This window comes from Paenibacillus humicus NBRC 102415 (assembly GCF_004000905.1).
Lineage (GTDB): Bacteria > Bacillota > Bacilli > Paenibacillales > Paenibacillaceae > Paenibacillus_O > Paenibacillus_O humicus.
In genome coordinates, this window is record NZ_BIMD01000033.1 from 1 (window position 1) to 19872 (window position 19872).

The 19872-nt window shown below is 54.3% G+C and carries 34 protein-coding genes and 1 pseudogene; all 35 read right to left on the reverse strand.

The window, feature by feature from the left end:
- A pseudogene (locus PHU01S_RS17820) lies at nucleotides 1-180 on the reverse strand (MRP family ATP-binding protein); the annotation flags it as partial.
- A 69-nt stretch (nucleotides 181-249) separates the two neighbouring features.
- Entirely contained in the window at nucleotides 250-1056 is an 807-nt protein-coding gene (gene cwlD / locus PHU01S_RS17825) for an N-acetylmuramoyl-L-alanine amidase CwlD (RefSeq protein WP_048743685.1), read from the reverse strand.
- A gap of 150 nt (nucleotides 1057-1206) precedes the next feature.
- Complete coding sequence (gene sat, locus PHU01S_RS17830; protein ID WP_049868853.1) at nucleotides 1207-2376, reverse strand: sulfate adenylyltransferase; 1170 nt, start codon at nucleotides 2374-2376, stop codon at nucleotides 1207-1209.
- 20 nt (nucleotides 2377-2396) lie between these two features.
- Nucleotides 2397-3089 (reverse strand): phosphoadenylyl-sulfate reductase, encoded by a 693-nt coding sequence (locus PHU01S_RS17835; RefSeq protein ID WP_049868852.1) that lies wholly within the window; start codon nucleotides 3087-3089, stop codon nucleotides 2397-2399.
- 149 nt (nucleotides 3090-3238) lie between these two features.
- Entirely contained in the window at nucleotides 3239-4222 is a 984-nt protein-coding gene (locus PHU01S_RS17840) for a nucleoside hydrolase (protein ID WP_127508977.1), read from the reverse strand.
- A gap of 183 nt (nucleotides 4223-4405) precedes the next feature.
- Nucleotides 4406-4798 (reverse strand): 30S ribosomal protein S9, encoded by a 393-nt coding sequence (gene rpsI, locus PHU01S_RS17845; RefSeq protein WP_021878300.1) that lies wholly within the window; start codon nucleotides 4796-4798, stop codon nucleotides 4406-4408.
- Nucleotides 4799-4817: 19 nt separating this feature from the next.
- A complete protein-coding gene (gene rplM, locus PHU01S_RS17850; RefSeq protein WP_048743578.1) occupies nucleotides 4818-5255 on the reverse strand; it encodes a 50S ribosomal protein L13 in 438 nt (145 codons plus the stop codon).
- Between the two features lie 263 nt (nucleotides 5256-5518).
- Entirely contained in the window at nucleotides 5519-6271 is a 753-nt protein-coding gene (truA, locus tag PHU01S_RS17855) for a tRNA pseudouridine(38-40) synthase TruA (RefSeq protein ID WP_127508980.1), read from the reverse strand.
- Between the two features lie 434 nt (nucleotides 6272-6705).
- Complete coding sequence (gene rplQ, locus PHU01S_RS17860; RefSeq protein WP_048743581.1) at nucleotides 6706-7071, reverse strand: 50S ribosomal protein L17; 366 nt, start codon at nucleotides 7069-7071, stop codon at nucleotides 6706-6708.
- Between the two features lie 20 nt (nucleotides 7072-7091).
- Nucleotides 7092-8036, reverse strand: coding sequence for a DNA-directed RNA polymerase subunit alpha (locus PHU01S_RS17865; RefSeq protein WP_049868849.1), 945 nt, complete (start codon nucleotides 8034-8036; stop codon nucleotides 7092-7094).
- A gap of 127 nt (nucleotides 8037-8163) precedes the next feature.
- The gene (gene rpsK, locus PHU01S_RS17870) at nucleotides 8164-8559 is read right to left on the reverse strand and encodes a 30S ribosomal protein S11 (RefSeq protein ID WP_021878306.1); all 396 of its coding nucleotides are present in this window, start codon (nucleotides 8557-8559) and stop codon (nucleotides 8164-8166) included.
- Nucleotides 8560-8575: 16 nt separating this feature from the next.
- The gene (gene rpsM / locus PHU01S_RS17875) at nucleotides 8576-8944 is read right to left on the reverse strand and encodes a 30S ribosomal protein S13 (protein ID WP_048743584.1); all 369 of its coding nucleotides are present in this window, start codon (nucleotides 8942-8944) and stop codon (nucleotides 8576-8578) included.
- 18 nt (nucleotides 8945-8962) lie between these two features.
- The gene (rpmJ, locus tag PHU01S_RS17880) at nucleotides 8963-9076 is read right to left on the reverse strand and encodes a 50S ribosomal protein L36 (RefSeq protein WP_021296640.1); all 114 of its coding nucleotides are present in this window, start codon (nucleotides 9074-9076) and stop codon (nucleotides 8963-8965) included.
- A 43-nt stretch (nucleotides 9077-9119) separates the two neighbouring features.
- Entirely contained in the window at nucleotides 9120-9335 is a 216-nt protein-coding gene (gene infA, locus PHU01S_RS17885; RefSeq protein ID WP_048743586.1) for a translation initiation factor IF-1, read from the reverse strand.
- Nucleotides 9313-9618 (reverse strand): KOW domain-containing RNA-binding protein, encoded by a 306-nt coding sequence (locus PHU01S_RS17890; RefSeq protein WP_048743588.1) that lies wholly within the window; start codon nucleotides 9616-9618, stop codon nucleotides 9313-9315. The genes infA and PHU01S_RS17890 overlap by 23 nt, the downstream gene beginning before the upstream one ends.
- A 7-nt stretch (nucleotides 9619-9625) precedes the next feature.
- On the reverse strand, nucleotides 9626-10384 hold the full coding sequence (gene map, locus PHU01S_RS17895; RefSeq protein ID WP_021878309.1) for a type I methionyl aminopeptidase: 759 nt from the start codon (nucleotides 10382-10384) through the stop codon (nucleotides 9626-9628).
- Nucleotides 10381-11034: an adenylate kinase gene (locus PHU01S_RS17900; RefSeq protein ID WP_021878310.1), complete on the reverse strand. Its 654-nt coding sequence runs from the start codon at nucleotides 11032-11034 to the stop codon at nucleotides 10381-10383. The genes map and PHU01S_RS17900 overlap by 4 nt, the downstream gene beginning before the upstream one ends.
- A gap of 91 nt (nucleotides 11035-11125) precedes the next feature.
- A complete protein-coding gene (secY, locus tag PHU01S_RS17905) occupies nucleotides 11126-12424 on the reverse strand; it encodes a preprotein translocase subunit SecY (protein ID WP_021878311.1) in 1299 nt (432 codons plus the stop codon).
- Nucleotides 12425-12865, reverse strand: coding sequence for a 50S ribosomal protein L15 (gene rplO / locus PHU01S_RS17910; RefSeq protein WP_048743590.1), 441 nt, complete (start codon nucleotides 12863-12865; stop codon nucleotides 12425-12427).
- A gap of 58 nt (nucleotides 12866-12923) precedes the next feature.
- Nucleotides 12924-13103 (reverse strand): 50S ribosomal protein L30, encoded by a 180-nt coding sequence (gene rpmD, locus PHU01S_RS17915; protein ID WP_021878313.1) that lies wholly within the window; start codon nucleotides 13101-13103, stop codon nucleotides 12924-12926.
- A gap of 13 nt (nucleotides 13104-13116) precedes the next feature.
- Nucleotides 13117-13617, reverse strand: coding sequence for a 30S ribosomal protein S5 (gene rpsE, locus PHU01S_RS17920; RefSeq protein WP_048743592.1), 501 nt, complete (start codon nucleotides 13615-13617; stop codon nucleotides 13117-13119).
- A 20-nt stretch (nucleotides 13618-13637) separates the two neighbouring features.
- Nucleotides 13638-14006 carry a 50S ribosomal protein L18 gene (gene rplR, locus PHU01S_RS17925; protein ID WP_048743594.1) on the reverse strand — a complete coding sequence of 123 codons (369 nt, stop codon included), beginning with the start codon at nucleotides 14004-14006 and terminating at the stop codon, nucleotides 13638-13640.
- A 59-nt stretch (nucleotides 14007-14065) separates the two neighbouring features.
- A complete protein-coding gene (rplF, locus tag PHU01S_RS17930; protein ID WP_049868848.1) occupies nucleotides 14066-14608 on the reverse strand; it encodes a 50S ribosomal protein L6 in 543 nt (180 codons plus the stop codon).
- A 30-nt stretch (nucleotides 14609-14638) separates the two neighbouring features.
- Entirely contained in the window at nucleotides 14639-15037 is a 399-nt protein-coding gene (rpsH, locus tag PHU01S_RS17935; protein WP_021878317.1) for a 30S ribosomal protein S8, read from the reverse strand.
- A gap of 31 nt (nucleotides 15038-15068) precedes the next feature.
- Nucleotides 15069-15254, reverse strand: coding sequence for a type Z 30S ribosomal protein S14 (locus PHU01S_RS17940; protein WP_010348808.1), 186 nt, complete (start codon nucleotides 15252-15254; stop codon nucleotides 15069-15071).
- A 27-nt stretch (nucleotides 15255-15281) separates the two neighbouring features.
- Nucleotides 15282-15824, reverse strand: a complete 543-nt coding sequence (gene rplE / locus PHU01S_RS17945) for a 50S ribosomal protein L5 (protein WP_021878319.1) — start codon at nucleotides 15822-15824, stop codon at nucleotides 15282-15284.
- 31 nt (nucleotides 15825-15855) lie between these two features.
- Nucleotides 15856-16209 carry a 50S ribosomal protein L24 gene (gene rplX, locus PHU01S_RS17950; RefSeq protein ID WP_021878320.1) on the reverse strand — a complete coding sequence of 118 codons (354 nt, stop codon included), beginning with the start codon at nucleotides 16207-16209 and terminating at the stop codon, nucleotides 15856-15858.
- A 49-nt stretch (nucleotides 16210-16258) separates the two neighbouring features.
- Nucleotides 16259-16627: a 50S ribosomal protein L14 gene (gene rplN / locus PHU01S_RS17955; protein ID WP_048743599.1), complete on the reverse strand. Its 369-nt coding sequence runs from the start codon at nucleotides 16625-16627 to the stop codon at nucleotides 16259-16261.
- Between the two features lie 38 nt (nucleotides 16628-16665).
- Nucleotides 16666-16929 carry a 30S ribosomal protein S17 gene (gene rpsQ / locus PHU01S_RS17960; RefSeq protein WP_021878322.1) on the reverse strand — a complete coding sequence of 88 codons (264 nt, stop codon included), beginning with the start codon at nucleotides 16927-16929 and terminating at the stop codon, nucleotides 16666-16668.
- Between the two features lie 46 nt (nucleotides 16930-16975).
- Nucleotides 16976-17176 carry a 50S ribosomal protein L29 gene (gene rpmC / locus PHU01S_RS17965; RefSeq protein WP_048743602.1) on the reverse strand — a complete coding sequence of 67 codons (201 nt, stop codon included), beginning with the start codon at nucleotides 17174-17176 and terminating at the stop codon, nucleotides 16976-16978.
- Nucleotides 17166-17600 carry a 50S ribosomal protein L16 gene (gene rplP, locus PHU01S_RS17970; RefSeq protein WP_048743604.1) on the reverse strand — a complete coding sequence of 145 codons (435 nt, stop codon included), beginning with the start codon at nucleotides 17598-17600 and terminating at the stop codon, nucleotides 17166-17168. The genes rpmC and rplP overlap by 11 nt, the downstream gene beginning before the upstream one ends.
- Nucleotides 17601-17602: 2 nt before the next feature.
- Entirely contained in the window at nucleotides 17603-18268 is a 666-nt protein-coding gene (gene rpsC / locus PHU01S_RS17975; protein WP_021878325.1) for a 30S ribosomal protein S3, read from the reverse strand.
- Between the two features lie 13 nt (nucleotides 18269-18281).
- Nucleotides 18282-18617, reverse strand: coding sequence for a 50S ribosomal protein L22 (gene rplV / locus PHU01S_RS17980; RefSeq protein ID WP_021878326.1), 336 nt, complete (start codon nucleotides 18615-18617; stop codon nucleotides 18282-18284).
- 49 nt (nucleotides 18618-18666) lie between these two features.
- Nucleotides 18667-18945, reverse strand: a complete 279-nt coding sequence (gene rpsS / locus PHU01S_RS17985) for a 30S ribosomal protein S19 (protein WP_021878327.1) — start codon at nucleotides 18943-18945, stop codon at nucleotides 18667-18669.
- Between the two features lie 71 nt (nucleotides 18946-19016).
- A complete protein-coding gene (gene rplB / locus PHU01S_RS17990; RefSeq protein WP_021878328.1) occupies nucleotides 19017-19847 on the reverse strand; it encodes a 50S ribosomal protein L2 in 831 nt (276 codons plus the stop codon).
- Between the last annotated feature and the right edge of the window lie 25 nt (nucleotides 19848-19872).

The window sequence follows — 19872 nt, forward strand, 5'->3', positions numbered from 1 at the left end:
CCGCGCCAGCGCTTCGCGCAGCGCGGCTTCCAGCGGCGGCTGCGCGCCGCCGCCGGGGGTGAGGACGGTCAGCGATACCTGACCGTCCCTCACCATAATATCGCGGACGGCAATCCCGTCCGCGGCAAAAGCGGCCGTCACCGAATTGACGGCCTCTATCACGAGTTCACGTGTAAGCATGTTCCACTCTCCACCTTCCGCATAAATCCATTCCATTATAGCATAATGAAATCGGATTTCTCTCCTCTCCTACGGCCTTGCCGCCGGAGATGGGAGCGGCGAAGACGGGCTGGAGGAGCTGCCGGAAGGACGTTCGCCGCTGCTGTAGCGGAGAATGCCCTGATAGACCGCCGCCGCCACCTGCTTCTGATACCCGGCGTCGCCAAGCCTGGCGGCCTCGCCCGGATGCGAAAGGAAGCCGACCTCGACAAGAGCGCTCGGCACCGTATCGACGGCTTGGAGCAGATACACTGTATTGGGAGCCTTGGCGGCCACGCGCTCCGTATTCTGCAGGTTGACGCGGATCTCATCCTGGATGAGAGCTGCAAGCGCGGCATTGCCTTCATGGTTCGGGTAGTAGAACGTCTGGGCTCCCGACCATTTGGGCGAAGGGATGCTGTTCATGTGGATGCTGATCATAAGATCCGCTTGATGCTCCTGCACGAATTTGGCCCGCTTCGCCAAATCCTCGCTCTTCCGTTTGCGGTAGGCTTTCGTATCCGGTGAAGCCAGATCCGTATCTCCCTCCCTCGTCACGTATACAAGGGCGCCCGATTGCTGCAGATAATCCCGCAGCTGGAGCACGATCGCCAGGTTGAGATCCTTCTCGACCAAGCCGCTTTTGCTTACCGCGCCTCCATCCGGCCCGCCGTGTCCCGCATCGAGCACGATCGTCCTGCCGCTCAGCGGCATGGACCAGTCGCTCCATGTGCGGGCCGCCGGCATCTGCTCCGTCAGCATCCAGGCGAGAAGCGCCAGCATGCCTGCGATGATGCCCAGCCGGGTCCAGCCCCGCGGATTCATCCAGACGACGACGCGTCTGCGGCTGCGGTACAGGCCATGCCTATTGTCTTCGGCCACTTTTTTTGTCAAAAAAACACCCCATCCCGCATACATGATCGGCAGCCGCGGGGCTCATGTGGCAAGCCATCCGCGCTCTAATCATTTATATGGGACAGGGCGTTCATTCATTCCGGTTTGTCCGGCTTAGGCGTTCGCAGGCTGCTCCTGCATGCCTTCAATGAGAATCTGGGCCACTTCCGGACGGGAGAACTCCGGAGGCGGGCAGATGCCGCCGCGCAGCATCTCGCGAACCTTCGTGCCCGAGAGCGCGACATGCTCCGACTTGTCATGCGGACAAGTCTTGCTCGTAGCCATGTTGCCGCATTTCTTGCAGAAGAAGCTGTGCTCGAAATACAGCGGGGTGATGTCCAGATCTTCCGCCGGGAACGTCTTCAGCAGATCCTGGGCCTCATAGGTGCCGTAGTAATCGCCGACTCCGGCATGGTCGCGCCCGACGATGAAATGCGTGCAGCCGTAATTCTTCCGCACGAGCGCGTGGAAAATCGCTTCGCGCGGGCCCGCATAACGCATAGCCGCCGGGAACACCCCGAGAAACGTCCGGCTTTCCGGGTAGTAATTGTCCAGCAGGGCCAAATAGCTCTTCATCCGCACATTGGCCGGCACATCATCCGATTTGGTCTCTCCGACAAGCGGATTGAGGAAAAGCCCGTCTACAATTTCCATCGCGCATTTCTGGATGAACTCATGGGCGCGGTGGACCGGATTGCGCGTCTGGAAGCCAACGACCGTCTTCCAGCCCTTATCGGCGAAAATCTGGCGCGTCTGCGCCGGATCGAAATAAAACTCGCCGAACTTTTCCGGCTGCGGCCGGTTCAGAACGGTAATCGGACCGCCGACGTACGTATTCGGACGGGAGAAGAGCTTTTTCACGCCGGGATGCTCGAGATCATCCGTCTTGAACACCTGCACGGCTTCATGCTTCTGATCGACCGCATAGACGCTCTCCACGTCCAGCAGCGCATAGACGACTCCGTCCTCGCCCTTGAGGGCGACGCGCTGTCCCGCGGACAGTTCGGAAGCTGCCGCTTCATCTACAGCCAGCGTAATCGGAATGCTCCATACGATTCCGCTGGACAGACGCATCCGGTCCACGACCGAGCGGTAATCCTCTTCGCCGAGGAATCCCGTCAAGGGCGAGAACGCTCCGACGCCGATGAGGTCCAGATCCGAGATCGTCCAATTATCTACCGTCAAAGCCGTGAGGCTGCCGGCTTCCTGCAGCAGGCGCTCGCGCTCGGCCCCCTCTGCAATTCGGTTTACCAGTTCGCCGCCATGAGGCTTGATGCTTGCCATGTCCTTGTCCTCCCCGCGGCTCATTTATGCAGTCCGCATTCGGTTTTGTCGTTGCCCGACCAGCGTCCCGCGCGAGGGTCCTCGCCCGGAGCGACCTGGCGCGTGCACTGCTCGCAGCCGATGCTCGGGAAGTTGCGGTCATGCAGAGGGTTGTAGATGATGTCGTTCTCCCGGATATAGTTCCAGACGTCCTCGGAAGTCCAATCCGCGATCGGGTTGAATTTGACAAGCCCGAATTTCGTATCGTATTCGATCTTCTTGGCGTTCGCGCGCGTCGGCGCCTGATCGCGGCGGATGCCGGTAATCCATGCCTCGTATTGGGACAGGATGCGGGTGAGCGGTTCGACCTTGCGGATGTTGCAGCAAGCATTGGGATCGCTCTTCCACAGCTCCTCGCCATGCTGGGCCGCTTGCTCCTCCGGCGTGAGCACCGGCTTCACCTGAACGAACTTGATGCCGTATTTGGCTTCCATCCGGTCGCGCGTCTCATACGTCTCCGCGAAGTGAAAGTCGGTATCCAGATAGAAAATGTCCGAACGCGGGCTTATTTTCTGCAGCATGTCGACGAGAACGACGTCCTCGGCTCCAAAGCTGCAGGCAAACGTAATATTCGGGAAGGTTTCGACTGCGTATTTGAGGATTTCCTCCGGCGATGCCGTTTCCAGCTTAACCGCCTGCTCGGTAATCAGGGCTTCTTTTTCCAAAAGGTTCAAGGTGGTTCCCCTCCTAATCATTAATACCAAGTAAAAAACTATGCTTTACTATGATTATAAGGGGAACGTTGCCGTTGAGCAATTGTTTAATTCATCAAAAAAGCCCGAAATTCCTTGCTGTATAAGGGTTTCTTATCCATTGGATAAGGCTATCTTATGCGGTGCACTCCATCCTTGTCCGCATTGCGGGCAAGCTCCGTCAAGTATTCGAAGAAAGCATCGCGGTTCACGTCGTCCACGACGGTAACCTTTCTTCCGCCTTCCTTTTCCACCGTGCGTCCTTGAGACGGACCGGATGGGATGACGTCGCAAGTCGCCTCTCTCGAGGATACGAGCTCAGGCTTGCCGATGATCGCGGTCGTCAGGACATCCCACAAATAATAAGTGGAGTTGGTCGCGAAGTGAACGAGCGGAGGAACGGTAGCATAACATTGCCCCAGGAAGTCGATTCCCTCATGACGGCGGTTCTGCGCCCACTCCTTGCGGGTTTCCACCATGAGCGGCACTTTGTTCGTGCTTTCCAACGCAACCATATCGATCGCGATGCCGCTGTCCCATACACGCTTGGCGGCCTCGGGATCCCAATAGCTGTTCCATTCCGCCGTGCCGTCATGCTCGGGCTCGTGCACGTTGCCTTCCGGAAGGAACGTTCCGCCCATCCAGTACAGCTTCTCGATTTTGCTTTCAATGGAGCTGTCGACGTCGAGAGCCCGGGCAAGATCCGTGAGCGGTCCCGTGAACAGCAAGGTCACCGACTCCTTGCTTGCCTGAAGCTTGTCCACGATATCCAGATGCGCCGGCTTCGCAGCCTCTTGCGTAACGACCTCAGGGCGCTCATTCAGCAAAGGAAGGGCATCGACATAGAATGCATGCATGCGCCAATCCTTTGGAAACGGGTTTTTTCCTCGGGAATCGGAACGGGCAACTTCCAATCCCTTCAGCTCCGGAGCGCCATAACGGTCGATGATCTTGCGGCTCGCCGATACGGCCGGCTCCACGTAGCAATCCGCGTCGATTACGGATACGCCGATCAGATCGACATCTTTCATTTGAAGCAGCAAAAAGAGGGAAACGAGATCGTCGACGCCTCCGTCGTGATTGAAGTAAACGGGTTTGCGGAAATTCGAATTCATGGGTCATCTTCCTTTCTTATGTAAGCCTTGGAGATAGGTTGAAGCCTTTGCCTTGTGCGGAGTAGAGTTCTACCCGTTTAGCTTAAAATCTGCTCTTAACGATATAAGTCCCCTATAGCTTTCGCCGGCCGCCTACAAAAAACACCTTTTCCGCGACAGCGGAAAAGGTGCTTGTAAAACCTATTAACGTTTCGAGAACTGAGGAGCACGACGAGCTGCTTTGAGGCCGTACTTCTTACGTTCTTTCATCCGCGGGTCACGCGTCAGGAATCCAGCGCGCTTCAGGGATGGACGGAATTCCGGATCTGCTTTGAGCAGAGCGCGGGAAATGCCGTGACGGATGGCACCGGCTTGACCGGAAGTGCCGCCGCCATGCGCGATGACGATCACGTCGTATTTGCCGACTGTTTCCGTCAGGGCAAGCGGTTGTTTAACGATCAGCTTCAGCGTTTCAAGACCGAAGTAATCGTCCATTTCGCGCTTGTTGATAATGATTCGTCCTTCACCCGGCACGAGACGTACGCGTGCTACGGAGTGCTTACGACGACCAGTTCCATAGTATTGAACTTGAGCCATTGTAGGGTCCTCCTTCTAATTAACCGCGCAGCTCGTAAGCTACCGGATTTTGTGCTTGGTGCGGATGTTCCGATCCAGCGTATACTTTGAGCTTCAGCTTCATTTTGTTGCCGAGACGGTTCTTAGGAAGCATGCCGTGTACGGCGTACTCAACGAGGCTCTCAGGCTTCTTGATCAGCTGGTCCTTGGCAGGAGTCACTTTCAAACCGCCTGGGTGCATGGAGTGACGGTAGTAGTTCTTGTCATTCCATTTGTTGCCTGTCAGAACGATTTTCTCCGCGTTGATGACAACGACGAAATCGCCGGTGTCGATATGTGGAGTGAATTGCGGCTTGTGCTTGCCGCGGATCAGGCTTGCAACTTCGCTGGCCAGACGGCCAAGCGTTTGGCCTTCAGCGTCAACGATGTGCCAGTTGCGTTGAACTTCGGTAGGCTTAGCCATATAAGTGGAGCGCATGAGGGGATCCTCCTTCAATGTTTACGATCATTTATCATGAAACACACGTTTCAAGGTCAATTATCATGGTAGGGTTATTGCTTGTGTTGCCTTTCGGGTTGTGACTTTCTTACGCGGGGCTGTGGGAGAGCCAATAAGAAAGCACAAGTTATATATTACAATAACGGAGCGCCCAGTGCAAGGATTTTTGGAATCGAATCACGATAATATCACGATATCGGACCGGTATATTTATCCTAGGAAACTGTTCCAAACATCTGCAGTCAGGATTGCTCGCCATAATCCACTTCAACCAGCGTCAATCCATAAGGAACGGCCGTCGGGCCGGCTGCTTGACGATTCTTGGCCAGAATGATTCCGCCCATCGAATCCGGATCCAGCTTGCCTTTGCCGACGAGCAGCAGCGTCCCGGTTATGATCCTGACCATATTGTAAAGGAAGCCGTTCCCCGTCAAATAAAGATCCAGGTGAGGGCCCTCCTGCCGAAGCTCCGCCTCGTAAATCGTCCTCACATGCGAGATCTTGTCCGAATGGACCGTTGTGAACGAGGTGAAGTCATGTTCGCCAACGATATATTCAAGCGCTCTGCGCATGGTCCCGACGTTCAATTGTGGTGCTGGATGATGAAAATGATAATTACGGCGGAAGACGTCATTGAATTTGCCGGTATAGATCGAATAACGGTATGTCTTGCGCTTGGCTGCATATCTGGAGTGAAATTCAAGCGGTACTTCCACCGCATTCTCCACGATTCTTATATCGGAGGGCAGCCGGCTGTTGAGAGCCAGGGACCACCGTTCAACCGCTATCTGCGCCTCGGTGTAAAAGTTGAACACCTGCCCCAAGGCATGCACTCTGGCATCCGTTCTTCCTGAGGCGGTGATGTGGGTTTTAGCATCCGTAAGCACCTCGATCGCCTGCTCAATGACGTCCTGGACCGTATTTCCTCCCGGCTGGGATTGAAATCCGCTGTAGGCGGTGCCGTCGTAGGCTACCTTCATCCGTATGTTTCTCAAAGCTTTTCTCTCCTTGGCCGCCTTTGAAATTCTATCCTTGGCATGGCAAAGATTCCTCGTATTCAGACTGCCTGCTTTTACACCGCTGCGCATTCAAATGATCGTTCCGATCGCTGTTGAAGCCGTATTTCCTGATCAGATTCAACAGGGTTGAAATCCGTCTTCAAAGGCGACCGCTTAGCTGCCTAATCCCGCAAAAGCATGCGGGTCCCCCTTAGGTCGGCAGCTGTCGTTTCTCCACGAATCATTCGATTGCTCCGCTGCTATGTGCAAGCATTTTTCATCGATCGAGGAACCTTTGCAGCCCGTCTGAAATTCCACACGCCCCCCAAGGGGTCAAAGGCAAGCTGCACGGCCTGCCGGAGGGCAAAAGAAAAAAGGTGGCCGCTTAGGTCCACCTTTTGCTTGCCGCCGGCAGCGGCAGCGGGTGCTATTTACGCGCGGTCAACCAGTTCGAGGAAGACCATAGGAGCCGAATCGCCGCGGCGAGGTCCCAGCTTGAGGATACGAGTGTATCCGCCAGCGCGCTCGGAGTAGCGGCTCGCAAGTTCCGAGAACAGCTTTTGGATTGCGTCCTGCTCTCCGTCGATCGTTTCGCGGCGCACGTATGCAGCCACTTGACGGCGGGCGTGGAGATCTCCGCGCTTCGCTTTCGTGATCAGTTTTTCTGCAATCGAACGCACTTCTTTCGCTTTCGCTTCGGTCGTCTGAATGCGCTCGTACAGGAACAGGTCGGTAACAAGGTCACGGAACAGTGCTTTCCGCGCGCTTGCGTCGCGTCCCAGTTTAGAGTATGCCATCGATTTCCCCTCCTTGATGCTTATTCTTCCGTGCGGAGGCCAAGACCAAGCTCTTCGAGCTTCTCCTGAACTTCTTCCAAAGACTTGCGGCCCAGGTTGCGGACCTTCATCATGTCTTCTTCCGTCTTCAGGGTCAGTTCTTGAACGGTGTTGATGCCAGCACGTTTAAGGCAGTTGTAAGAACGGACGGACAGGTCCAGTTCCTCGATCGTCATCTCGAGAACCTTTTCCTTCTTGTCCTCTTCCTTCTCAACCATAATTTCCGCGTCTTTAGCTTCATCGGTCAGTCCGACGAACAGGTCCAAATGCTCGGTCAAAATTTTAGCGCCGAGGCTTACAGCCTCTTCGGGGCGGATGCTTCCATCCGTCCATACTTCAAGCGTCAGCTTGTCGTAGTTGGTCACCTGACCGACACGTGTATTCTCAACGCTATAGTTCACACGAGTAATTGGCGTGTAAATCGAATCAACGGGGATGACGCCAATCGGCTGGTCTTCACGCTTGTTGCGGTCTGCTTGCACATAACCGCGGCCGCGATTGGCGAAAATCCTCATATGGAGCCGTGCGCCGGAAGCCAAGGTTGCGATATGAAGATCAGGGCTGAGAATCTCGACATCGCTGTCTGCGCGGATGTCGCCCGCCGTTACGTTCCCTTCGCCTTCTGCATCAATTTCCAGCACCTTCTCTTCGTCGGAGTGGATTTTGAGCGACAGGCCTTTCAGGTTCAGGATCATTTCGGTAACGTCCTCCATGACCCCCGGAACCGTGGAAAACTCGTGAAGAACTCCGTCAATCTGCACGGACGTCACTGCCGCGCCGGGAAGCGACGAGAGCAGGATGCGGCGAAGCGAGTTTCCGAGTGTCGTGCCGTAACCCCGTTCCAGGGGCTCGACGACAAATCGGCCATAAGCTCCGTCGTCACTCAGCTCAACGGTTTCGATTTTCGGCTTTTCGATCTCAATCACTATAGTACCCTCCTTCAAAACGTCGCTCCGTATCAATAACGTTCAATGGCGTCAAATCATGTAGTATGCCAAACCTTCACAACCATTATTCACAAGTTGCAGCAATTTGATACCACAGACCGACGAACTATACGCGACGGCGTTTCGGCGGACGGCAGCCGTTGTGAGGAACCGGAGTTACGTCCTTGATCAGGTTCACTTCGAGGCCAGCGGCTTGAAGGGAACGGATCGCGGCTTCACGGCCGGCGCCAGGTCCTTTAACCATGACTTCAACGGCTTTCATGCCATGTTCCATAGCGGCTTTAGCAGCGGATTCCGCAGCCATTTGAGCGGCGTAAGGCGTGCTTTTACGCGAGCCTTTGAATCCGAGGTTGCCGGAGCTTGCCCAGGAGATGGCGTTGCCGTGCGGATCCGTAATCGTGACGATCGTGTTGTTGAACGTCGAGCGGATGTGCGCTACGCCGGATTCGATATTCTTCCGGTCACGGCGTTTGGTGCGAACCACTTTTTTAGGTTTAGCCATTGTTGTTTATCCCCCCTTATTTCTTCTTGTTCGCTACAGTCCGACGAGGACCTTTACGCGTACGGGCGTTGGTCTTCGTGCGTTGTCCGCGAACCGGCAGACCGCGGCGGTGGCGGATACCACGGTAGCATCCGATTTCAACAAGACGTTTGATGTTGAGGGAAATCTCGCGGCGGAGATCGCCTTCTACTTTAACAGACTTGTCGATTACTTCGCGCAGCTTGCTTACTTCGTCTTCCGTGAGGTCGCGAACGCGCGTGCTTGCGCTGACGCCAGTTTCAGCCAGGATCCTCTTAGCGGTCGTTTGACCGATGCCGAAGATGTACTGGAGAGCAATCTCAACGCGCTTGTCGCGCGGCAAATCCACACCAGCTATACGTGCCATGGGCAGTGTCCTCCTTTCTTAACCTTGTCTTTGTTTGTGTTTCGGATTTTCGCAAATGACCATAACGTTGCCTTTGCGGCGAATGACTTTGCATTTCTCGCAAATAGGCTTAACCGAAGGTCTGACCTTCATTGGTAATTACCTCCCGATTCCTTCTTCCGTCGAACCCGCGGTTCTACTTCCGATAGGTAATGCGTCCTCTGGATAAATCGTAAGGCGACAACTGGATAACCACTTTGTCTCCGGTCAGAATACGGATAAAGTGCATTCTGAGCTTGCCGGATACATGAGCGAGAATCTGGTGACCGTTCTCCAGTTCAACCCGGAACATGGCGTTAGGCAGCGGTTCAATAACCGTTCCTTCGACTTCAATGACGTCTTCCTTGGCCATCCTCATTCTCCTTTCGATCAGCGTACTTCTGTATGACGAATCTAAGCTTGGCATTGGTCACCCGGCCCGTCTCGGACATGCTGTCCGAAACTTCGCTGCTGAGAGCCGGCAGTAACTGAAGATGCTGGATGTTTTTCTTCTTCGGCGAGTCGAAGCGCCGTGCATCTCCATCGGCGATCAAGACGAACCGGTCGTCGATCAATCCGATGATGATGGCGCAGCTGCCCTCGTCCTTGCCTCGAAGCACTTTGACAAGACGGCCGATCTGAGCCAGCGGATCCAAGTTCCTCTTACTCCGAATCCGGCAGCTTCGTCAAAATCTCGCAGCCGTTCTCCGTGACCGCAACCGTGTGCTCGAAATGAGCGCACCAGGAGCCGTCAACCGTTACAACCGTCCAATTGTCCGTCAGTGTCCGGACATAACGCTCCCCGATGTTCACCATCGGCTCGATGGCCAGCACCATGCCTGGTTTCAGCCTCGGGCCCCGGTCCGGAATGCCGTAGTTCGGAATCTGCGGCTCTTCGTGAAGATCCTGGCCGATTCCGTGACCTACATATTCGCGAACGATGGAGAAGCCCTCGTCTTCCACCGCTTTCTGGATGGCGTGCGAGACCGTATACAGCCGAACATCCGGTTTGACCTGTTCAAGCCCGGCGAACAGCGAACGTTCGGTGACCTCCAGCAGTCGGGAGACTTCATCCGTAACCGTCCCTACCGGATAGGTCCAAGCCGAATCCCCATGGTAGCCCTCGTACTGAGCGCCGATATCAAGCGTGATGATATCGCCTTCGTTCAGCTTGCGGGATCCAGGGATGCCGTGCACCAGTTCTTCGTTGACAGAAGCGCAAATGCTGCCAGGAAATTGATTGTAGCCCTTAAACGACGGAATAGCGCCTTGACTGCGAATGTAGCGATCGGCGATATCATCCAGCTCGCGGGTCGTAATGCCCGCCCGCACAGAAGCAGCCATAAGACGGTGTGTCTCGGCTACTATGCGTCCCGCCTCTCTCATGAATCGCAGTTCGGCTTCAGACTTGCAGATTATCATTCGTTCGAACCCCGCAGAGCGGCAACGATCTCGGCCGTTACTTGGTCAATTTCCTTCTCTCCGTCCACTTCGCGCAGCAAGCCTTTGCCGCCGTAGTATTCCAGAAGAGGAGCCGTCTTCGAGATGTACTCGTCGAGGCGTGTACCGACCTTCTCCTCGGTGTCGTCCGAACGCTGGTAAAGCTCTCCGCCGTCCTTGTCGCAGATGCCTTCAACCTTGGGAGGGTTGAACATCACGTGATAAGTGGTGCCGCAGGTTTTGCAGATGCGGCGTCCCGTCAGCCTGGCCAGCAACAGACCGCGATCGACATGCAGGTTGACTACATGATCGATGCCGCGTCCCATTTCCGCCAGCATGGCGTCAAGCGCTGCAGCTTGCTGAAGAGTGCGCGGGAAGCCGTCCAGCAGGAAGCCTCTCTCGCAATCAGCCAGCAGCAGGCGTTCCCGCACGATCCCGTTGGTGATTTCATCCGGGACAAGAAGACCTTGATCCACGAATTCCTTCGCCTTTTGGCCAAGCGGAGTGCCCTGCTTCATCGCCAGCCGGAACGCATCGCCGGTGGAGATGTGAGGAACGTTGAACTTTTCTACGATTCTCTCGGCCTGGGTGCCTTTGCCGGCCCCCGGAGGACCCATGAAAAGAATGTTCATCCTGTCTTCCTCGCTTTAAGCACAATAGGCACGCGCGGGCTGACCACTACCTCCAGCTGGAGCCAGCAAGCCGCCCGTTCGAAGCCCAGTGTTATTTATTGATAAACCCTTTGTAGTGACGCTTGATCAATTGGGTTTCGATCTGCTTCATCGTGTCGAGAGCGACGCCGATGACGATCAGCAGCGAAGTACCGCCAAGCTGAATCGAACGATCCAAGCCGGCCAAGGATCCGAACAGTATCGGCATCAGCGAGATAACCGCCAGGAACAGAGCTCCGAAGAGGGTTATGCGGGACATGACGCGCGTAATGTAGGTCGAGGTCGGTTTGCCCGGGCGAACGCCTGGGATATAGCCGCCGTTCTTCTTCATTTGATCCGCCATCTGTACAGGGTTGATCTGCACGAAGGTGTAGAAGAAGGTGAAGCCGATAATCAGTATAACATAGATCACCATGCCGAGCGCCTTGTCGTAGCTCAGGTGGTTGATGATCCATTGAGCCCAGCTGTGGCCGGACCAGAACTGAGCGATCGTCGACGGGAACATCAGCAGCGATACCGCGAAGATGACCGGGATAACCCCTGCGCCATTGACCTTCAGCGGAATATGCGTCGATTGTCCGCCGTACATCTTGCGTCCTACAACACGCTTGGCGTATTGGACAGGAATCTTGCGGATGCCCTGTTGGACGAAGATGACGCCGACGAGCACGGCCAGAACCACAATCAGAATGGCCAGAACCTTCAGCACGCCCATGAATACTTCACCAGGCTGATCTACGAAGTAAGTCGTGTAGATCTTCCCGATGTGGCCCGGCATGGCTGCGATAATACCCGCGAAGATAATTACCGAGATGCCGTTGCCGATGCCGCGCTCCGTAATCTGCTCGCCCAACCACATGAGGAAGGCTGTACCGGCCGTCAGGATGACGGCGATCATCGCATAGGTAGCGAAGCCCGGATTTTGAACCAGTTCCATGTTAGTGAGACGATTGAAGCCTACTGCCGTGGCAAAGCCCTGAACAAGACCCAACACAATGGTACCATAGCGCGTAATCTGCGCCAGTTTCCGTTTGCCGTTCTCGCCTTCCTTGGCCCATTCTGCGAAGCGCGGAATGACATCCATGGAAAGCAGCTGCACGATGATCGATGCCGTGATGTACGGCATGATTCCGATCGCGAAGATCGAGAATTTGAAGAGCGCGCCGCCCGTGAACGTGTTCAGCAAACCGAACAGATCCGAACCTTGGTTATTGCTTGTGAAGACGCTCTTGTCGATGTTGGGCACCGGAATGAAGGAACCGATGCGGTATACAAGCAAAATGAAAAGGGTAAAGAGGATCCTCTTGCGAAGGTCTTCCACTTTCCAAATGTTTGAAACCGTCTTGAACAATTAGATCACCTCGGTTTGACCGCCGGCAGCCTGGATCTTCTCTACCGCAGATTGAGAGAACTTGCTTGCTTTAACCGTAAGTTGAACCGTTACTTCGCCATTGCCGAGAATCTTGATTCCTGCGAGAGGGTTTTTGATGATGCCCTTCTCAACGAGAACTTCAGGAGTTACTTCGGAGCCAGCTTCAAATACATTCAACTCTTCGATGTTGACAATCGCGTACTCTTTGCGGAATGGATTGTTGAAACCACGCTTAGGCAGACGACGATACAGCGGGTTTTGACCGCCCTCGAATCCAGGACGCACGCCGCCGCCGGAACGGGCATTTTGACCTTTATGGCCTTTGCCCGCCGTTTTGCCGTTGCCGCTACCGATACCGCGTCCTTTACGGAACGGGCTCTTGCGGGAACCTTCAGCTGGTTTAAGATCATGCAATTTCATCGTTCGTTGCACCTCCTTGTTGCTCTTTGAAAGTCTATGGATAGCGATTTGCTCGCTCTTATACTTCTTCTACTTTAACCAGGTGGTTAACCGTAGTCACCATGCCGCGGATAGCGGGGCTGTCGTTAAGGACAACCGTCTGGCGAATTTTGCGAAGACCGAGCGAAGCGACCGTTGCGCGCTGCTTCTCGTTGCGGCCGATCAGACTGCGGACGAGGGTTACTTGCAATTTAGCCATCGTGTTCCCCTCCTTAACCCAAGAGCTCTTCGACAGTTTTTCCGCGAAGCTTGGCAACATCTTCAGCGCGTTTCAGGCGGGAAAGGCCTTCGAGCGTTGCGTTAACCATGTTCATGGAGTTGGAAGAACCGAGGGATTTGGTCAGGATGTCGCCGACACCTGCCAGTTCCAGTACTGCACGCACAGGGCCGCCGGCGATAACGCCGGTACCTTGGGATGCTGGCTTGAGAAGAACTTCGCCAGCGCCGAAGTGGCCGAGCACCAAGTGCGGGATCGTCGTGTTCACGAGAGGAACAGAGATCAGGTTTTTCTTGGCATCCTCAATACCTTTGCGAATGGCTTCAGGTACTTCAGCTGCTTTGCCGATACCAGCGCCTACATGTCCTTTGCCGTCTCCGACAACGACCAGGGCGCTGAAGCTGAAGCGGCGTCCGCCTTTAACTACTTTTGCTACGCGGTTGATGTGGACAACCTTTTCGGTCAGTTCACCCAACGCATTTGCATCAATACGCAAGTCGATTTACCTCCTTTTAGTTAGAATTGGAGACCCGCTTCACGGGCTGCATCAGCCAGTGCTTGAATCCGTCCATGGTACAGGTAGCCTCCACGGTCGAATACGACGCTCTCATGGCCTTTATCCTTCGCACGCTTAGCGATCAGTTCGCCTACGAGCTTAGCGGATTCGACGTTGCCGCCGTTGTTCACTTTCTCAGCAAGCTCTTTGTCCAGCGTAGATGCGGACGCGATCGTTACTCCAGCCACATCGTCGATCAGCTGAGCGTAGATGTGCTTGGAGGAGCGGTAAACGGAAAGCCGAGGACGCGCTACAGTGCCGTTGATTTTCTTGCGCACGCGCAGGTGGCGTTTCAGACGGGCTTTGTTTTTGTCGCCTTTGGTGATCATTGAGGGATCCTCCCTTCTTGAATAGATGAACCTCTATACCAATAAGCATAGCCTTATGCTTATTTTTTCTTACCGGCTTTGCCTTCTTTGCGGATAATGCGCTCGCCTTCGTACTTGATGCCTTTGCCTTTGTATGGCTCTGGCTCGCGTACGGAGCGGATTTTCGCAGCCGTTGCGCCGACAAGCTCTTTGTCGATGCCGCGGACCGTGATTTTGTTGTTACCGATCACTTCGAACTCGATGCCGTCAGCAGGCACGATTTCAACCGGGTGGGAGTAGCCGACGTTGAGGACGACTTTCTCGCCGGATTTGCTAGCGCGGTAACCAACGCCTACCAGCTCAAGATTCTTGGAGAATCCATCCGTTACACCGCTGACCATGTTCGCGATGATGCTGCGGGTCGTGCCGTGCAGGGAGCGGTGCAGCTTGTTGTCGGAAGGACGTTCTACGAGGATCGTGCCTTCTTCCAAGTTGACTTTGATATCTTTGTGAACCGGACGGCTAAGGGAACCTTTCGGTCCTTTTACCGTGATCACCGTTTCGTCCAGGGAAACATTCACGCCGCTAGGGACGGTAATCGGTTTGCGACCAATACGGGACATTGTTGCACCTCCTATCGTTGTGGCGATTTATTACCAGACGTAGCAGACGACTTCGCCGCCAGCTTTGCCTTGACGTGCTTCTTTGTCGGTCATAACTCCCTTGGATGTGGAGATAATCGCGATTCCGAGACCGCCGAGTACGCGCGGAACCTCGTTGGATTTCGTGTAAACGCGCAGGCCGGGCTTACTGATACGTTTCAGACCAGTAATGACACGCTCGTTGTTGGAGCCGTATTTCAGGAAAATACGGATCATCCCTTGCTTGCTGTCCTCGATATATTCAGCGTCACGAATGAAGCCCTCGCGCTTGAGAATATCAGCGATTTGCTTCTTGATTTTCGAAGCGGGCATTTCAACGGTTTCATGACGAACAAGATTCGCGTTGCGGATACGGGTAAGCATATCTGCGATCGGATCAGACATAACCATTCTTGTGTACCTCCTTCCCGACTAAAGCTGATTACCAGCTGGCTTTTTTGACGCCAGGGATCTGGCCTTTGTATGCTAATTCACGGAAACAAATCCGGCAAATTTTAAACTTTTGCAGAACCGAGTGCGGACGTCCGCAACGCTCGCAACGAGTGTAGGCGCGGACTTTGAACTTCGGAGCGCGTTGCTGCTTAACTTTCATCGAAGTTTTTGCCACTTTGGTATTACACCTCCTGATTCGCGATTACTTCGCGAACGGCATTCCCAGTTGGGTCAGCAGCTCACGAGATTCTTCGTCCGATTGAGCCGTCGTTACGATAACGACGTCCATACCGCGGACTTTATCGACTTTATCGTATTCGATCTCCGGGAAGATCAGCTGCTCTTTAAGGCCAAGGGTGTAGTTGCCGCGACCGTCGAAAGCTTTGGTCGATACGCCGCGGAAGTCGCGTACGCGAGGCAGGGCAACGTTGAACAGCTTGTCGAGGAAGTAGTACATGCGGTCACCGCGCAGTGTAACTTTAACCCCGATCGGCATATTTTCACGAAGCTTGAAGCCAGCGATGGACTTCTTCGCACGCGTGATTACCGGTTTTTGACCGGAGATGAGGCGGAGATCTTCGACAGCGACGTCAAGCACTTTGGAGTTGGCAACAGCTTCGCCTACGCCCATGTTGATGACGACCTTCTCGATCTTCGGCACTTGCATCACCGTCTGGTAGCTGAACTTCTGCATCAGAGCAGGAGTGATTTCATTCAGAAAACGATCTTTCATTCTTGCTGCCATGGTAAAGGGTCCTCCTTTCCGTAAAGAGTAATTAGTCGATAACTTCGCCGGAGCGTTTAGCTACGCGGACTTTTTTGCCGTTATCAAGCACTTTGTAGCCGATGCGCGTTACTTTGCCGCTCTTCGGATCTACGTGCATCACGTTGGAAACGTGGATCGGAGCTTCCTGCTCGAGGATGCCGCCCTGCGGGTTCGCTTGGGAAGGACGCGTATGCTTCTTCACCATGTTAACGCCTTCGATCAGGACACGGTTCTCACGAGGGTAAGCTGCGATGACGCGGCCTTTTTTGCCTTTATCCTTGCCCGTGATGACGATAACGGTATCGTCTTTCTTCACGTGCAGCTTGTTGTTGTGGGATTCCAGAACTTTTTTAACCTTTGGCATGTGTTACACCTCCTGCTCCTTGACTTCAATCACGCCGCCAGGGCGTTAATTAGATAACTTCCGGTGCAAGCGATACGATCTTCATGAAGTCTTTCTCACGAAGCTCACGGGCAACTGGTCCGAAGATACGGGTACCGCGCGGGCTCTTGTCTTCCTTCACGATGACTGCTGCATTCTCGTCGAATGCGATGTAGGAACCGTCCTTACGGCGAACTGTACGCTTCGTGCGCACGATAACCGCTTTGACTACATCGCCTTTTTTGACAACGCCACCGGGTGTTGCTTGTTTGACAGAGCAGACGATCAGATCGCCGATGTGTCCTACGCGACGTCCCGTACCACCCAGAACGCGGATACACATCAGTTCCTTTGCGCCAGAGTTGTCAGCAACCGCAAGGCGTGTAAAAGGTTGAATCATTGAAATGTCCTCCTTTCAGTCATGATGGCCGAATCGTCTTAAAGTACAACGGCTTCTTCGACGACTTGAACCAGTCTCCAACGCTTGTCTTTCGACAGCGGACGAGTTTCCATGATTTTAACCGTATCACCGATTTTCGCAGTGTTGTTTTCATCATGGGCTTTGAATTTCTTCGTGTATTTGATGCGTTTATGGTACAGATCATGTTTTTTGTAGGTTTCTACAGCCACCACGATCGTTTTATCCATTTTGTCGCTGACCACTTTGCCAATCTGAACTTTGCGGTTGTTGCGTTCGCTCATGTTCTTCCTCCTTCCTCAGGCTGGGCCGTTCAGGCACAGGGCTGAATTAGCTGCTGATTCCCAGTTCTCTTTGGCGCAGTACCGTTTTGGCACGTGCGATTTCTTTCCGTACCGCGCTGATGCGGGTTGGATTATCCAATTGGCCGGTAGCCAGTTGGAAGCGGAGGTTGAACAGCTCTTCTTTAAAGCCGGCAACCTTTTGGTTCAGCTCGTCAGTGGTCAGGTTGCGGAATTCATTAGCTTTCATTTGCTTCACCACCCACTTCTTCGCGTTTCACAAACTTCGTTTTAACCGGGAGCTTGTGGGCCGCAAGGCGCAATGCTTCGCGCGCGATTTCCTCGGATACGCCGGCAAGTTCAAACATCACTTTGCCCGGTTTAACGACGGAAACCCATTTCTCCACGTTACCTTTACCGCTACCCATCCGGACCTCGAGAGGCTTTTGGGTGATCGGCTTGGAAGGGAAGATCTTGATCCAAACTTTACCGCCACGTTTGATGTAACGGGTCATGGCGATACGAGCGGATTCGATCTGACGGTTCGTGACCCAACCAGGCTCAAGCGCTTGAAGGCCGAATTCACCGAAGTGAACTTCCGTGCCGCCTTTAGCGCGGCCTTTCATATGTCCGCGTTGTTCTTTGCGGTGTTTGACGCGTTTAGGTACCAACATGATTAGTTGCCTCCTTCCTGGACGGCTGCTTTCTTCTTCACAGGAAGGATTTCACCGCGGTAGATCCATACTTTTACGCCGATGCGGCCGTAAGTCGTATGTGCTTCAGCTGTGCCGTAGTCGATATCGGCGCGCAGCGTATGAAGCGGCACGGTTCCTTCGCTGTATCCTTCTTGACGAGCGATCTCGGCGCCGCCGAGGCGACCGCTGACAGAAGTTTTGATTCCTTTTGCGCCTGCGCGCATCGAGCGCTGCAGAGCTTGCTTCATCGCGCGGCGGAACGAAGTCCGGCGCTCAAGCTGTTGTGCGATGCTTTCGGCAACGAGCGTTGCGTCCAGATCGGCTTGTTTGATTTCGGAGATGTTGATGTGAACCTTTTTGCCGTTCGTCAGGCGAGTCAGCTCGTTGCGAAGGTTCTCAACTTCAGAACCGCCCTTGCCGATGACCATGCCTGGCTTCGCGGTGTTGATCGTGACGTTCACGCGATTGGACGCGCGCTCGATCTCGATGCGGGACACAGCAGCGTCTTTCAGCTTGCCTTTGAGGAATTCGCGAACTCGAACGTCTTCCATCAGAAGATCGCCGAAATCTTTACCGGCGTACCATTTGGATTCCCAATCCCGGATGACCCCGATGCGAAGACCAACCGGATTTACCTTTTGACCCACTCGTTATCCCTCCTTATTTTTCAGATACGACCAGCGTGATGTGGCTGGTGCGCTTGTTGATGCGGCTTGCGCGGCCCATAGCGCGCGGCATAAACCGTTTCATAGTCGGCCCTTGGTTAACGAATACCTGGGATACGACCAGTTTGTTCACGTCGAGCTGGTAGTTATGCTCGGCGTTCGCAATTGCAGAGTTCAGAAGTTTTTCCACGATCGGGGATGCGGAGCGCGGAGTGTGGCGCAGGATTGCGATCGCCTCGCCAACTTGCTTGCCGCGGATCAGGTCAACAACGAGCTGAGCTTTGCGCGGTGCAATGCGCACTTGGTTAGCATGTGCTTTAGCTTCTGCCATGACAGGTACCTCCTCTCAAACAGCGATGGTATGGAAAGGGCAACGCAACTTAACGTCTGCCCGTTTTTTTGTCGTCGTCGTGACCTTTGTAGGTACGAGTCGGCGCGAATTCACCGAACTTGTGTCCAACCATGTCTTCCGTCACGTATACCGGCACGTGCTTGCGGCCGTCATAAACAGCCAGCGTGTGTCCAATGAATTGCGGGAAGATGGTGGAACGGCGGGACCAGGTTTTGATCACCGTTTTCTTGTTCGCTGCATTCAGTTCTTCAACTTTCTTCAGCAGGTACCCGTCGATGAAAGGACCTTTTTTCAAACTACGACCCATGGATCTGCTCCTCCCTTCCTCGAAGCGTTAGCGTGACGTACTTACGTCACGCACAATCGCTCAAGCGGTTATTATTTCGTACGGCGACGAATAATATATTGGCTCGATGCTTTCTTCTTCTTGCGCGTTTTGGCACCAAGGGTTGGTTTGCCCCATGGAGACATAGGCGACTTGCGTCCGATTGGAGCGCGGCCTTCACCACCACCGTGAGGGTGATCGTTAGGGTTCATGACAACGCCGCGAACTTCAGGACGCTTGCCCAGCCAACGGGAACGGCCAGCTTTACCGATTTTCACGAGCTCGTGATCCTCGTTGCCCACAGAACCGATCGTTGCACGGCAAGTTTTCAGGATGCGGCGCACTTCACCGGAGCTAAGACGGATAACCACGTAGGATTCCTCTTTGCCGAGAAGTTGAGCTTCCGTGCCGGCTGCGCGAACAAGTTGTCCACCTTTGCCAGGCTTCAGCTCGATGTTGTGGATAAGCGTACCGACTGGAATGTTTTCCAGTGGAAGCGCGTTGCCCACTTTGATGTCTGCGGATGGACCGGAAACGATCGCATCGCCGACTTTAAGGCCTTTAGGCGCGATGATGTAGCGCTTCTCGCCATCGACGTAGTTGATCAGAGCGATGTTCGAAGTACGGTTCGGATCGTATTCGATCGTCGCTACGCGGCCTTCGATGCCGTCTTTGGTCCGCTTGAAGTCGATGACGCGGTATTTGCGCTTGTGTCCGCCGCCGTGGTGACGAACCGTGATTTTACCCTGGTTGTTCCGGCCGGCTTTTTTGAAAAGCGGCGCCAGGAGCGATTTCTCCGGCACGTTTGTTGTGATCTCTTCGAATGTCGAGACCGACATGTGGCGGCGAGCCGGGGAAGTCGGTTTGTACTTCTTGATAGGCACTTTGTTTCCCTCCTTATCTTGTCAG